This window comes from Streptomyces sp. MMG1121 (assembly GCF_001280015.1).
Classification (GTDB): domain Bacteria; phylum Actinomycetota; class Actinomycetes; order Streptomycetales; family Streptomycetaceae; genus Streptomyces.
In genome coordinates, this window is sequence record NZ_LGDV01000251.1 from 341,614 (window position 1) to 355,148 (window position 13,535).

The following is a 13,535-nucleotide window of genomic DNA, read 5'->3' on the forward strand; positions in this document are numbered from 1 at the left end:
CCGGCCCGCTGCTCAGGGCAGCTGCGGCAGGTCGTCCGCGTAGAGCAGGGTCAGATCGTCGGTGTTCGGGTCCGCGAGCTGGGCGACCCGGCTCGCGTGCCGCTCCACCATCGCCTCGAACGTCTGCCGGGCGGTGCGGCCGTTGCCGAACGCCGGGCCCTTGGGGATGGCCGTGAAGTACTTCAGCAGCGCCTCGGACGCGCCCGCCGCCAGCCGGTACTCGTGCTCGTCGGCCTGCTGCTCCACGATCCGCAACAGCTCTTCGGGGCCGTAGTCGCCGAAGGTGATGGTGCGCGAGAAGCGAGAGGCGACGCCGGGGTTGACGGACAGGAAGCGCTCCATCTCCGCCGTGTAGCCGGCGACGATCACCACCACCGCGTCGCGGTGGTCCTCCATCAGCTTCACCAGCGTGTCGATGGCCTCCTTGCCGAAGTCCCGTCCGCCGTCCTCCGGCGACAGCGCGTACGCCTCGTCGATGAACAGCACACCGCCGTGCGCCCGTTGGAAGGCCTCCTGGGTGCGGATCGCCGTGGAACCGATGTGCTCGCCGACCAGGTCGACCCGGGACACCTCCACCAGGTGTCCCTGCTCCAGCACTCCGAGCGAGGCGAGGATCTCGCCGTAGAGCCGGGCGACCGTCGTCTTGCCGGTGCCCGGAGAGCCGGTGAAGACCAGATGCCGTTTGACCGAGGCCGCCTTCAGACCCGCCTGCTGCCGGCGCCGGCCCACCTCGATCATGTCGGTCAGCGCCCGCACCTCGCGCTTGACGCTCTCCAGGCCCACCAGCGCGTCGAGTTCACCGAGCACGTCCTTCGACGTCCGCGCCGGCTGCTGCGGCTCCACGGCGGTGACCAGCGGCTCCTGCTCCGTGGTGCGCTGCCCGGGGATCGAGCCGAGCAGGCCGGGGGAGTGCGTCACCGTCTGCACGGCGGTCTCGCGGATCGCCGGCGGCCTGAGGCCCCCGCTCTCGTCGCTGGTGCAGTCCTCCACGACCGGGCCCGTCCCCGATCCGCTGTCCGGCCCGGCGTCCGCGAACTCGTAACCGCCGCGCGCGCAGCGCTCCGTACGGCACTTGCGCAGGGTCGCCCGGCAGCCGTCGATCACATGGAAGCCGTAGCCGCCGCTGCCGCTGACCCGGCAGTTCAGGAAGCTGCCGCGGCCGCCCGCGGAGACGTAGAAGCCGGCCTCGGAGGGGGAGTCGACCGTGCAGCGCTCGATGGTCGGGTCGGCGCCCTTGGTGACGATCACACCGGTCTGGGTGCCGTCCAGGGTGCAGTTGTTCAGCGTGCCGCCGCTGCCGTGGTCGCGGAACCACGCGCCGGTCGCCGCCTCCCGGATCCGGCAGTCGTCGAGCTGGGCGGTCGCCCCGTCGCTCACCGACACCGCCGTGTTGCGCACCTGGGACAGATCGCTGTCCACGACGTCCGCGCGCGAACCGCGGTCCAGCACGAACAGTGCGTCCGGCACGTCGTGCACCCGGCAGGAGTCGAGCACGGCGGTGGCGCCGTCGCTCACCCACACCGCCGGATAGTCGCCGGTGCTGTCGAAGATCTCGCACTGGTGGGCGTCCACGCGGGTGCCCGGGTCCCACACCGACAGGCCGTTGCGCCCGAACTGACGGACCGTCGTGCGGGTCAGCGTCAGCACCGAGCGGGAGCGCAGGTCGACCGCGTTCTCGGGGATGTCGTGGATACGGCAGTCGGCGAGCGTGAGCACCGCGTCCGTGTCCAGCGTGACGCCGTCGGCGGTGGTGCGGTGCACATCGCAGTCGGTCAGATGGGCGGTGGCGCGCTGGGTGACCTGGACTCCGGAGCCGCGGACCTCGTAGACCTCACAACCGACCGCCTCCAGCGCGGAGTTCTCCCCGGTCGCGGTCAGCCCGGTGCCGGAGGCGTGATGCACGCGGCAGCGCTCCAGGCGCGGATGGCCCCCGCCCCGCACGGCCACGCCCGCCTGCCCGGCCGCGACGACCTCGCACTCCTCGAACACCCCGCTGGCGCCGTCGAGCACGGCGATGCCGATGCCCGCCGGGTTGTCCACCGTGCACCGGCGCACGGTCGGGCGGGCGCCTCCGCGCACCTCGATGCCGGCGGCGGACCGGGTGACGATCCGCAGGTCCATCAGCTCGGGAGTGCCCTCCTCGACCAGCAGTGCCGGTGCTGCCGCGTCCTGGCCCTCCACATGCAGGTCCTGCACCACGGCCGAAGACCGCACGGTCAGCGGCACCCCGTCCACCGGCGCGATCCGGACCGAGCCGGGGGAGCCGTCCGGGCCACGGAGCGTCACCGCCCGCTGGACGACGAGGTTCTCCCGGTAGGTTCCCGGGGCGATGGTGAGGACGTCGCCGTCGGCGGCGGCCTCCAGGGCGGCGGCGAGCGAAGCGTACTCACCTGTGCGGCGCCGCCACCGCGACGTACCGGTGTGCGTCACCTGGACCGTGCCCTGTGCCATGGCGTTGCTGTGCCCCCACCTCGTCGTACTGATGGCTCGCTCCCGGACGGGACTTCGCCACTGGTGCCGGGACCGCGACCGTGCCCGGTCCCGGGGGGCCCGTGCGCGTCCGCGCTCCCGAAAACCTGCGCGCCTGTGCGATGCGCGGATCCGCGGGTTGTCGCCGAAAGCGTTCCGGCCGGTCCACCGTAGCGTGTGCGTGCGCGGTGGGTTGACCAGAGCCGTCAGGCCGTCAGCTGCCGGTGCCCGCCTTGCCCCAGTCCGGACCCGCCCGGTCCCAGGCCTGGTCCCAGCGGGCGTACCGGCGGCGGACCATGTGCCACACGACCAGCCGCCGGCCGCCCTCGATCAGGCCGGTGACCAGCAGGGCCGCGCCGAACCCGGCCAGCACCGCATGCGTCGTCGCGGTGGGGGAATCCAGTGGGCGGGTGGTTATTCGGCCGCGGGGGTCCGTCCAGAGTGCGAAGTGGTCGCCCGCGTGCGGGGACTTGAGGCGTGCCAGGGTCGGGCCGTGCTGCCGGGTGCCGTCCGGCGCGGTCCAGTCCGCGAGCACGCGGTGGCGGGACTCGCGCATCGTGCTGGTGTCGGGGTCGGTCTCCAGCGGGGCATCGCCCAGGTCACGCACCACCGTGGCCGTGACGAGGTGGTGTGTGTGCCGTTGCTCGCGCACGGAGCGCTGCAGCGCGTCCTGGGCGACGGCGCCGACCAGGCAGCCGGAGACGGGCGCGGCCACGCTGATCAGCACCAGGGCCACGAGCGCCACCCACGCCTCGGCCAGATCGGTGGCACGGCGCAGCGGATTGCGGCGCCAGCGCCACAGACCGCCGATGGCCCGCATGTCCCCACCCCCTTCCGCTCCGTCTCGACCCCCGGCGCGGGCCTGCGTCCGAGCGCCCGGAGCAAGAGAGAGCGACATCACGTCCGCCGCGGACGGTCACGCACGCGGCCCCTCACGCAATTCTCATGCTGTCCCAACGACTGGGACCCGCCCTCGGTTCCCGACCTTCCGGTCGTTGTCGCGCGTCACTCCAGCACCCGGACCGGGTCCCCGATCCGGATGGTGCCGGGCGTCAGGGGCACCAGGTTCTGGCCGAAGATCAGCCGCGTGCCGACCTTGCGGTGCCGCGCCAGGGTGAACAGGGGCTCGCGGCCGCGTGCTGCGGTGTCCTGGTCGACGGTGGTGACGACGCACCGTCCGCTCGCCTTCGCGACACGGAAGACCACTTCGCCGACGGAGACACGCGACCAGTGGTCCTCGGCCCAGGCCGCGGTGCCCGAGACGACGACGTTGGGCCGGAAGCGGTTCATCGGCAGTGGGCCCTCGTGGGCGTGAGTGCCCTCGGCTATCAGGCGGTTCAACGCGTCGAGGGAGGCCGCCGCGGCGATCAGCAGGGGGTAGCCGTCGGCGAAGCCGACCGTCTCGCCGGGCAGTGCGTACGCGGGATCGACCGGGCGCCGGGTGGCCGGATCGTCCATGTGGACCAGCCGGACGTCCGCCTGCAGAAAGGCGCTGCACCAGGCGTGCGCTGCCGCTGTGGCCGGGACCGCCTCCACCTTCGTGCCGAACACACTCGTCGGCACGGTCTCGGCCGGCTCGGGCACCCGCACCGTCAACGGCGTCCGGCCGGGCGCGGACAGCCGGATTCCGCCGCCGGGCAGAAGCTCGGCGGCGGCCAGCGCGAGGCGCGGCTGCTCGCGCTGTGTGACGACCTTTCCCCCGTCGTCGATCAGTGTCCAGCGCCGGTCCCCAGCCAGCCCCCAGGGCTCCACCACGGCTTCCCGGGGCGCGAAGCCCCGGAACGCCTTGACCGGGTGGACGTGGATCGACTGCACCTCGGCATCTCCCATGACGCCATCGTGCCAGGTGGCACCGACAGCGAGGGGGCGTCGATCAGTAGCCGCGGTACTGCTGGTTGTTGTACGGGTCCTGGTAGGGAGCCGGCGCGGGCCGCGGTGCGGCGGGGCGCATGGCCTCGTACCCCGTGCCCGTCCCCATCGGGCGCTGCGGCTGCGGGGCCTGCGGGCCGGGGTAACCCCGCGGGGCGCTCGCCTGCTGCGGGATGTAGGCCGTGGGCGCCTGCTGCAGCGGTGCGGGCTGTGGCGTCTGCGGGTAGCCGTAGGAGGGGAACTGCGGGGAGGGGGCCGCCGGGAGGGCGGGCAGTGCCGACGGCAGAGCCGGCAGGTTGCCGCCCGTGTCGTAGGCGGCGGGAACCCGGATCGGGGCGATCTGCGGGGTGCCCCGCTCGGCGACGAGAGAGTCGTAGATCGGGGTGTCCGGGAAGGAGGCGGAGTAGTAGCCGCCACCATAAGTGGAGCGGGGGGAGGTCATGGCACATAAGTTAAGCCCACGATGTGCTCGTTGGGGAGACCGATAAGAGGGTTCTTTTCCGTGTCGGCAGTGACCCGGGATCCCCAATCCGAGCGAAGTTGGCAAAAAGGGACGACGGTCGACGTTTGGATCCTGTAAAGGCCGAGTTCCTGCGGGGTTACCGGCGGTTGGCCGATGATCTTCCGGTGCGGATCAGGGGAGTTCGCCGCGCCCGGGAATAGGTTGTGCGGGTAGGGATGACCGGACCGCCGGGGTGCCCGGAAGCCGACACGGATTGGGGCGGACATGTCAATGTCGAAAGGGGCGAACGCGCCGGTGCCGACCGCGGCTCTGCGCGTCGAATTGGGCTGGCGTTCCGGACCCGGTGTGCCCGACGCGGACGCCTCGGCGCTGCTGCTCGCCACCGGAAAGGTCCGCTCCGACGGGGACTTCGTCTTCTACAACCAGCCCGCCCACGCCTCCGGCGCGGTGCACCACGAGGGCAAGCGGACGGCCGGCGGACAGATCACCGACACCCTTTCCGTCGACCTCGCGCGCGTGGAGGGCGCGATCGAACGGATCGTCCTCGCCGCCTCCGCCGATGGCGGAACGTTCGGCCAGGTCCCCGGCCTCTACATCGAGGTGACCGACACCGCGACCGGGTCCGTCGTCGTCCGCTTCGACAGCCCCGGCGCGACCGCGGAGACGGCCTTCGTGCTCGGCGAGTTCTACCGCCGTCAGGGCGGCTGGAAGTTCCGCGCCGTCGCCCAGGGCTACAGCAGCGGACTCGAAGGCCTGGCAACGGACTTCGGGATCACCGTGGACGAACCCCAGCACACCGCACCGCCCGCCGCCGCGGCCCCGGCCCCGGCGAGCATGCCGCCGGTGCCCGCGACGCCCCCGGTACCGCCCCCGCCCGCGACCATGCCGCCCCCGCCCACGGCACCCCCCGCCGCCGTACAGGCCCCCGCGGCCCAGCCGGTCCGTCTGTCCAAGGTCACCCTCACCAAGGCCGCCCCCTCCGTCTCGCTCGCCAAGCAGGGCGGAACCTCCGGTGCCATGCGTGTGAACCTCAACTGGCAGGTGCGTAAACAGCTTCCGGGCTGGAGCGGCCGCTGGGGCGGCGGGGGCGGCGAACTCGACCTCGACCTGTGCGCCCTGTACGAACTCGCCGACGGCCGCAAAGGAGTCGTCCAGGCCCTCGGCAACGCCTTCGGGTCGCTGCACCGGCCGCCGTACATCCATCTCGACGGCGACGACCGCACCGGAGCCCTGGCCGCCGGGGAGAACCTCACCGTCAACCTCGACCACACACTGGACTTCCGGCGCATCCTCGTCTTCGTCACGATCTACGAAGGCGCCCGGTCCTTCGCCGACCTGCACGCCACCGTCACCCTCCAGCCGCAACACGGCGCACCGATCGACTTCTCGCTCGACGAGTGCACCGTCGCCTCCACGGTGTGCGCGCTGGCCCTGCTCACGAACACGGGCGGCGATCTCCTCGTACGGCGCGAGGCGCGCTACCTGGTGCCCGAGCGCGGAGTGAGCCCGCAGCGGACCGTGGACCGTGCCTACGGCTGGGGCATGAACTGGACACCCGGCCGCAAGTGACCGGGTTCAGCCCTCGTCGGGCACGGCACCGGGACGCGCGTACGTACGGCCCTTCCAAGCGGCCCCGCGCCCCCGGTAGTGCTGTACGGCCGAGTCGACCGTCATCAGGAGGTACAGGAACGCGGTGAGCGGCAGCAGTACAGCGAGCCACAGCGGCTGGCCGTAGTAGCGCACCATCGGCACATATGTGCCCGCCATCACCGCCCACGCCAGAGCGCCGAGCACGGCCGTCGCCGCACTCCCGCCGGCCGCTCCCACGACCAGTGCCGCGGGCGGCACCAGGTACACCAGGGCGAGCCCGGCGACCGTACCGAGCAGCAGCAGCGGGTTGTGCCGCAACTGCGCGTAGGCGCTGCGCGAGACCATCCGCCACAGGTCGTGCAGCCGCGGATAAGGCCGCACGCTGTCCACCCGCTCGGCCAGCCCCAGCCACACGTGCCCCCCGGCGCCCTTGACCGCGCGCGCGAGAGCCACGTCGTCGATCACGGCGTGCCGGATGGCGTCCGGGATGCGGGCCCGCGCGGCCATGTCCGCGCGCAGCAGGACACAGCCGCCCGCCGCCGCGGCCGTACGCGACCCCCTGCGGCCGATCCGCCGGAAGGGATACAACTGCGCGAAGAAGTACACGAACGCCGGCACCACCAGCCGCTCCCACAGGCTCTCCACCCGCAGCCGCGCCATCTGCGACACGACGTCGAAGCCCCCGGCCCGGGCGGCGGCCACCAGCTCGCGCAGGCTGTCCGGGGCGTGCGCGATGTCCGCGTCCGTCAGCAGCAGATACTCGGGATCACGCGCGCGTGCCAGGCCGATACCGTGCCGCACCGCCCACAGCTTGCCCGTCCAGCCCGCCGGCGGCTCCCCGGGCGAGCCCACCGTCAGCGGCAGCCCGCCGTACCGCCGGGACAGCTCACGGGCCAGCTCACCGGTGCCGTCCGTGCTCCCGTCGTCCACCAGGAAGACCTCCGCCCGGCCCGGATAGTCCTGCGCCAGCAGCGACGGCAGGCTCGCGGACAGCACGGCGGCCTCGTCCCGGGCCGGTACGACGACACACACCGACGGCCACGCGTCCGGTTCCCCGCCTGACGGCAGCCGGATGTCCGTGCGCCAGAAGAAGCCCTGGCACAGCAGCAGCCAGCACCAGGCGGCCAGCGAGACGACGGTGATCCACATCAGGGCGCTCACGGTCGCAGTCTGCCCCACCGGAGAAGTCCGTAAGGGCCCATCGTCTATCGTGGCCGGGTGAAGATCGCGCTCATGGACTCCGGAATCGGCCTGCTCCCGGCCGCCGCCGCGGTACGCCGGCTGCGGCCCGACGCGGATCTCGTGCTCTCGTGGGACCCGGACGGGATGCCCTGGGGGCCGCGCACCCCCGAGGACATCACAGAGCGGGCCATCGCCGTGGCCGAGGCCGCAGCCGCCCACCAGCCGGACGTCCTGATCGTCGCCTGCAACACCGCCTCCGTGCACTCCCTGCCGGCGATGCGGGCCCGCTTCGAACCGGAACTGCCGATCATCGGGACCGTCCCGGCGATCAAGCCGGCCGCCGCGGGCGGCGGCCACGTCGCCATCTGGGCCACCCCGGCCACCACCGGGAGCGCCTATCAGCGCGGTCTGATCGAGCAGTTCGCCGCCGGCGTCGCCGTCACCGAGGTGGCGTGCCCCGGCCTCGCGGACGCCGTGCACCACGCCGACGAGGCCGCGATCGAGGCCGCGATCGCCTCGGCCGCCGCCCGCACCCCCGAGGACGTGACCACCGTCGTCCTCGGCTGCACCAACTACGAGCTGGTGGGCGAGCGGATCCGGGCGGCCGTCCAGCGTCCGGGCCGGTCGCCGCTCGTCCTGCACGGTACCGCCGGGGCGGTGGCCGCCCAGGCCCTGCGCCGGATCGGCGCGGACCCGGCTCCGGCCGCCGCCGTCGACTCCGCCCTCACGGTGCTGCTCAGCGGCCGCGAGGCCATACTCCCGGACACCGCCCTGTCCTATGCGGAGGGCCGCTTCCTGCGGACCGTCAGCACCGTCCGCTGACCGTCGCGGCGACGGCGGGCCTGCGCACGGATCCGTCGTGCCCCACTCGGGCCAGTCACGCTCCGCCACGCCCTCCCCGCGCAGCGAAACCTGAGTAACCTCATAGACATGAGGGACGACCCCCACGCCGACGACACCTCACACCCCGATGTCTGGACCGGACGCGCCACCAACCGGGTCCAGTGGCTGTTGGCGCTGGTCGGCGCGGCCTGTATGGCGCTCGGCATCGAGCTGGCCGTGGACTCGGCCTGGACCTCCGGCATCGCCCCGCTGGTGATGTCCGTCGTGGGCTGCATCGCGGCCGGTCTGCTGGTCCTGTTCGGCACGCTCGCCTTCGTGCACGTCGACCTCCGCCTCGACGAGGAGTCCCTGGAGGTGCGCTGTGGCCACATAGGGCTGCCACGCCGCCGTATCCCGCTCTCCCATGTGGCGGGCGCCGACTTCGCCGCCCTGGTCAACCCCCGGCAGTGGGGCGGCTGGGGCTACCGGTGGCGGCCAGAGAAGGGCACCGCGGTCGTCGTACGCCGGGGTGAGGGCATCGTGCTGCGCCTGTGGGACGGCCACACCTTCACGATCACTGTGGACGACGCGGAATCGGCGGTGCGGGTCATCCGGGCCCGGCTGCGGACCATCACACCGGGTCCGGTCGCCTGAGGTGGCGTACGCGCGCGTGCCCGTGTTCAGAGCGGGGCTTCCGCGCCTTCAGAGCTGGGTTTCCGCGCCGTCGCGCGCCCAGGGCCGTGCCGTCGCCCAGCCCGCCAGCAGCCCGGCGCCCGCCGTCACCGGTGTGAAGCTGAGCGCGTTGCCCACCGAGGCCAGCGCGGCCAGCGCCGTCAGGGCGGCGCCCGCGCTGAGGGCGACCGGCGTCGAGCGGGGCGTACGCCACAGCGCGTGCAGCACCCAGCAGAACGGGGCGGCGAGCAGCACCACCCCGACGACGCCCTGCTCCGCCGCCAGCTGAAGCGGGGCCGAGTGCGGCTTGCCGTCGGAGGGCGTGATCTGTGACGCCGTCGGGCTCAGCTCGCCGAACCGGTCCGGGCCGACGCCGAGGCCCCGGTTCCGGCCCGCCATCCGCAGGGCGTCCTGCCACAGCCCCACCCGGTGCACGGTGAGCCGGCCCTCGAGCACGCCCGCGAGCCCGTCCGGCAGGACACCCGCGGCGAGCGCCCACGTGGTCCCCGCGACCAGGGCCGCCGCCACGGCCAGCCCCAGCAGGGCCAGGCCCCTGCGGGCCACCGAGCCCGCGGCCAGCGAACACAGCAGTACGGCGGCGCTCGCCGCGCAACCGGCGACCGAGCCGAGGACGGCCCCGGTCAGCACGATCCCGGCGGCCAGCGCCCACAGGCCCAGGCGCGGCGCGGGTACGGGCGCGGCCCGGGCGGCGCAGCACGCGCATCCCGTGGCCAGGGTCAGCAGCGCGGCCGTGCCACCGGTGTGGCCGAGCGGGGCGGCGTACCAGGGGCCGGAGGAGAGGCCGGGCAGGGCCACGGCCAGTACCAGGGCGGCCACCGCGCCGGCGCAGGGCGCGGCCACCGGCAGCAGGGCACCGGAGACCCGGCCGACGGCATGACCGGCGGTCACGGCGAGCACCGCGAGCAGCATGCCCTCGGGCCGTCCGTCATGGGCCGCGGCGGTGAGCAGCGCCCATCCGGCACACGCTCCCAGCAGGATCATGCCCGTGCCGTCAGAAACGTTTCCTCTGAGGTCGGCCGCGTCCGCACCGGCCGCAGGCCTCATCTCGGTCGAGCCCACCCGCCGCCCCTCGTCCCCGAACGCCCATGCCAGGCCACGGCAGGGCACGGCGCCGAGTCCGGCCGCACTGCCGAGGCTGGGCACACCGTAGCGGCTGATGACCGGTTTGGGCACGAGATGCGGCGGATCGTCGTGATGGGGAGGGCGCGGACGGTGGCGGTGCGGCGTGTCCATCCCGTGCCGTCAGTGCTGACGCGGGGGAGTCGCCGGGCGGCCTTCTCGGGGACCGTCGCGCGGCGGTGAGCAGCGGCGACCGTGCCGGGGCCGGCCCTTCGTACCGCGCTGTCGGCACCGGATCGGCCGCCGTACACTCACCCGGGTGACCGTCACCGCAACTTCCGTGGACCAGCCGGACCAACTCCAGCCGCCCCCCGCCTCCGGCGTGCGCGGTGCCCGGCTGCTGCGCCTGGTCCCGGCCGTCGCCTCCGCGCTCTGCGGAGTGCTGCTCTACGTCAGCTTCCCGCCCCGCACCCTGTGGTGGCTGGCGCTGCCCGCCTTCGCCGGCTTCGGCTGGGTGCTGCGCGGCCGGAGCTGGAAGGCGGCCCTCGGCCTCGGCTATCTCTTCGGTCTGGGCTTCCTGCTGCCGCTGCTGGTGTGGACCGGCGTGGAGGTCGGCCCCGGTCCCTGGCTGGCCCTGGTCGCGATCGAGGCGGTCTTCATCGCCCTGGTCGGCGTGGGCATCGCCGCCGTCTCCCGGCTGCCGGTCTGGCCGCTGTGGGCGGCCGCGATCTGGATCGCGGGCGAGGCGGTACGCGCGCGCGTGCCGTTCCGGGGCTTCCCCTGGGGCAAGATCGCGTTCGGCCAGGCGGACGGCGTCTTCCTGCCGCTCGCCGCGGTGGGCGGCACTCCCGTGCTGGGCTTCGCGGTCGTCCTGTGTGGCTTCGGCCTGTACGAGGCCGGGCGGCTGATCGCCGAACGGCGCGGCAACCGGGCCGTACGGCGGGGTGCCGCGGCCGCCGCACTGCTGAGCGTGGCCGTCCCGGTGGCGGGCGCGGCAGCCGCCCGCCCGCTCGTGAGCGACAAGGCCGAGGACGGCACCCGGACCGTCGCGGTCATCCAGGGCAACGTGCCGCGCTCCGGGCTGGAGTTCAGCGCCCAGCGACGGGCCGTGCTCGACTACCACGCGCGCGAGACGCTCAAGCTCGCCGCCGACATCAAGGCGGGCAAGGTCGCCAAGCCCGACTTCGTGCTGTGGCCGGAGAACTCCTCCGACGTCGACCCCTTCGCCAACCCTGACGCGGCCGCCGTCATCGAGGGCGCCGCCAAGGCGGTCGGCGTGCCCATCTCGGTCGGCGGAGTCGTGGAGCGCGACGGGAAGCTGCTCAACGAGCAGATCCTGTGGGATCCGGACAAGGGGCCGACGCAGACCTACGACAAGCGGCAGATCCAGCCGTTCGGTGAGTACCTCCCGCTGCGCGGGCTCGTCGGCGCGATCAACAAGAACTGGACCGGCATGGTCCGCCAGGACTTCAGCCGGGGGAGCAAGCCCGGTGTGTTCGACATGGACGGCGCCAAGGTGGGCCTCGCCACCTGCTACGAGGCCGCCTTCGACTGGGCTGTACGGGACACGGTCACCCACGGCGCCGAGATGATCTCCGTGCCGAGCAACAACGCCACCTTCGACCGCAGCGAGATGACCTACCAGCAACTCGCCATGTCCCGGATCCGCGCCGTCGAGCACAGCCGCACCGTCACCGTGCCGGTGACCAGCGGGGTCAGCGCGATCATCATGCCGGACGGCAGGATCACCCGGAAGACCGGCATGTTCGTGCCCGCCTACCTCGTCCAGAAGGTGCCGCTGCGCACGTCCAGGACCCCCGCGACCGAGCTGGGCACCCTCCCGGAGATCGCCCTGATCCTGGTCGCCGCGGGCGGCATCGGCTGGGCGATCGGGTCCGGGCTGCGCGGCCGGCGCGCCAGTGGCGCCTAGCCGTACGACCACCGTATGACCGCTGAACCGGCAGGAGAGCGCCGACACCGGCCGTTAGGGTCGAGCCATGGCTACTCCTGATTTCATCCGCACGCTGCGGGCCTCCGCCGGACAGCAGCTGCTCTGGCTCCCCGGGGTCACCGCGATCGTCTTCGACGACGAGGGCAGAGTGCTGCTGGGCCGGCGGTCCGACAACCGCAAGTGGTCGGTGATCGGCGGTATTCCGGAGCCGGGTGAGCAGCCCGCCGAATGCGCCGTGCGCGAGGTCTTCGAGGAGACGGCGGTGCGCTGCGTCGCCGAACGGGTCGTCCTGGTACAGGCCCTCGAGCCGATCACCTACCCCAACGGCGACACCTGCCAGTTCATGGACATCACCCTGCGCTGCCGGGCCGTGGGCGGCGAGGCCCGCGTCAACGACGACGAATCGCTGGAGGTGGGCTGGTTCGACGTGGACGCGCTGCCCGAACTGAGCGAGTTCGGTCTCTTCCGGATCAAGCAGGCCATGTCCGATGCCCCCACATGGTTTGAGCCTATGACTCTTGGCTGAAGTATGGGCTGCCGCCACATGTGGCGACGGGTGGGCTCCGCCTAGGGTCGACACATGACCGCGTCCAGTCCGCCGCCCCCGCCGCCCGGCCCGCACCCCCAGACCCTCGCCCTCGACGGCCGCACCGCCCTCGTCACCGGTGCCGCCGGCGGGATCGGCCGCGCCTGCGCGCTGCGGCTCGCCGCCGCCGGGGCCAAGGTACGGGCCGTCGACCGCGACGCGGCCGGCCTGGCCGAGCTGGCCGCGCAGGCCGAGCGGGACGCAGACCTCCCCGGGACCGTCGTACCGCACGTCCTCGACCTCACCGACCTCGACGCCGCCGAGCATGCCGCGGCCGGCACTGACGTATTGGTCAACAACGCGGGCCTGCAACTGGTGCGCCCCATCGAGGAGTTCCCGCCCGAGGTCTTCCACACGGTGCTGACCGTGATGCTGGAGGCACCCTTCCGGCTCCTCCGCGGTGCCCTGCCGCACATGTACGCGCAGGGCTGGGGCCGGATCGTCAATGTGTCCTCCGTTCATGGTCTGCGCGCCTCTGCCTTCAAGTCGGCCTATGTGGCCGCCAAACACGGTCTTGAGGGCTTGTCCAAGACGGCCGCTCTGGAGGGCGCCGCCCATGGGGTGACCTCGAACTGTGTGAACCCGGCCTACGTGCGCACACCCCTGGTCGAGCAGCAGATCGCCGACCAGGCACGGGCGCACGGCATCCCCGAGGAACGCGTGCTGTCCGAGGTCCTGCTGAAGGACAGTGCCGTGCGGCGACTCATCGAACCGGAAGAGGTCGCGGAGGCGGTGGCCTACCTGTGCAGCCCCCAGGCGTCCTTCGTCACCGGCACCTCGCTCGTCCTCGACGGCGGATGGACCGCCCACTGACGGGGCCGGGTGCGCCCGGCCCGGGAGTTGTCCACAGG

At 73.0% G+C, this 13,535-nt stretch carries 12 protein-coding genes; 6 read left to right on the forward strand and 6 right to left on the reverse strand.

Annotated features, from left to right (window positions below; all coding sequences use genetic code 11):
* Window positions 1-12 precede the first annotated feature (12 nt).
* The 4 genes from ADK64_RS40050 to ADK64_RS40065 form a co-directional block, all read right to left on the reverse strand.
* Complete coding sequence (locus tag ADK64_RS40050) at window positions 13-2,451, reverse strand: right-handed parallel beta-helix repeat-containing protein (RefSeq protein WP_053667021.1); 2,439 nt, start codon at window positions 2,449-2,451, stop codon at window positions 13-15.
* 232 nt (window positions 2,452-2,683) lie between these two features.
* Complete coding sequence (locus ADK64_RS40055; RefSeq protein ID WP_053667022.1) at window positions 2,684-3,289, reverse strand: hypothetical protein; 606 nt, start codon at window positions 3,287-3,289, stop codon at window positions 2,684-2,686.
* Between the two features lie 185 nt (window positions 3,290-3,474).
* Complete coding sequence (locus ADK64_RS40060) at window positions 3,475-4,299, reverse strand: MOSC domain-containing protein (RefSeq protein WP_053667023.1); 825 nt, start codon at window positions 4,297-4,299, stop codon at window positions 3,475-3,477.
* Window positions 4,300-4,342: 43 nt separating this feature from the next.
* The gene (locus ADK64_RS40065; protein ID WP_053667024.1) at window positions 4,343-4,780 is read right to left on the reverse strand and encodes a DUF6643 family protein; all 438 of its coding nucleotides are present in this window, start codon (window positions 4,778-4,780) and stop codon (window positions 4,343-4,345) included.
* Window positions 4,781-5,071: 291 nt separating this feature from the next.
* On the opposite strand from ADK64_RS40065, the gene ADK64_RS40070 reads away from it, so the two are divergent.
* Window positions 5,072-6,370 (forward strand): TerD family protein, encoded by a 1,299-nt coding sequence (locus ADK64_RS40070; RefSeq protein ID WP_107093220.1) that lies wholly within the window; start codon window positions 5,072-5,074, stop codon window positions 6,368-6,370.
* A 6-nt stretch (window positions 6,371-6,376) separates the two neighbouring features.
* On the opposite strand, the gene ADK64_RS40075 is transcribed toward ADK64_RS40070, so the two are convergent.
* Window positions 6,377-7,540 (reverse strand): glycosyltransferase, encoded by a 1,164-nt coding sequence (locus tag ADK64_RS40075; protein WP_053667026.1) that lies wholly within the window; start codon window positions 7,538-7,540, stop codon window positions 6,377-6,379.
* 69 nt (window positions 7,541-7,609) lie between these two features.
* Here ADK64_RS40075 and ADK64_RS40080 point away from each other — a divergent pair, with 69 nt between their 5' ends.
* Together ADK64_RS40080 and ADK64_RS40085 are read left to right on the forward strand one after the other, a co-directional pair.
* Complete coding sequence (locus ADK64_RS40080; RefSeq protein WP_053667027.1) at window positions 7,610-8,395, forward strand: glutamate racemase; 786 nt, start codon at window positions 7,610-7,612, stop codon at window positions 8,393-8,395.
* 108 nt (window positions 8,396-8,503) lie between these two features.
* Window positions 8,504-9,049 (forward strand): hypothetical protein, encoded by a 546-nt coding sequence (locus ADK64_RS40085; protein WP_053667028.1) that lies wholly within the window; start codon window positions 8,504-8,506, stop codon window positions 9,047-9,049.
* Window positions 9,050-9,097: 48 nt separating this feature from the next.
* Here the strand turns inward: ADK64_RS40085 and ADK64_RS40090 are convergent, their stop codons facing one another.
* The gene (locus tag ADK64_RS40090; protein WP_053667202.1) at window positions 9,098-10,069 is read right to left on the reverse strand and encodes an O-antigen ligase family protein; all 972 of its coding nucleotides are present in this window, start codon (window positions 10,067-10,069) and stop codon (window positions 9,098-9,100) included.
* A 397-nt stretch (window positions 10,070-10,466) separates the two neighbouring features.
* On the opposite strand from ADK64_RS40090, the gene lnt reads away from it, so the two are divergent.
* From lnt to ADK64_RS40105, 3 genes are all read left to right on the forward strand, one after another.
* Window positions 10,467-12,077 (forward strand): apolipoprotein N-acyltransferase, encoded by a 1,611-nt coding sequence (lnt, locus tag ADK64_RS40095; protein ID WP_053667029.1) that lies wholly within the window; start codon window positions 10,467-10,469, stop codon window positions 12,075-12,077.
* A gap of 67 nt (window positions 12,078-12,144) precedes the next feature.
* Window positions 12,145-12,624: an NUDIX hydrolase gene (locus tag ADK64_RS40100; RefSeq protein WP_053667030.1), complete on the forward strand. Its 480-nt coding sequence runs from the start codon at window positions 12,145-12,147 to the stop codon at window positions 12,622-12,624.
* Window positions 12,625-12,678: 54 nt separating this feature from the next.
* Complete coding sequence (locus tag ADK64_RS40105; protein WP_053667031.1) at window positions 12,679-13,497, forward strand: 3-hydroxybutyrate dehydrogenase; 819 nt, start codon at window positions 12,679-12,681, stop codon at window positions 13,495-13,497.
* Window positions 13,498-13,535 lie beyond the last annotated feature (38 nt).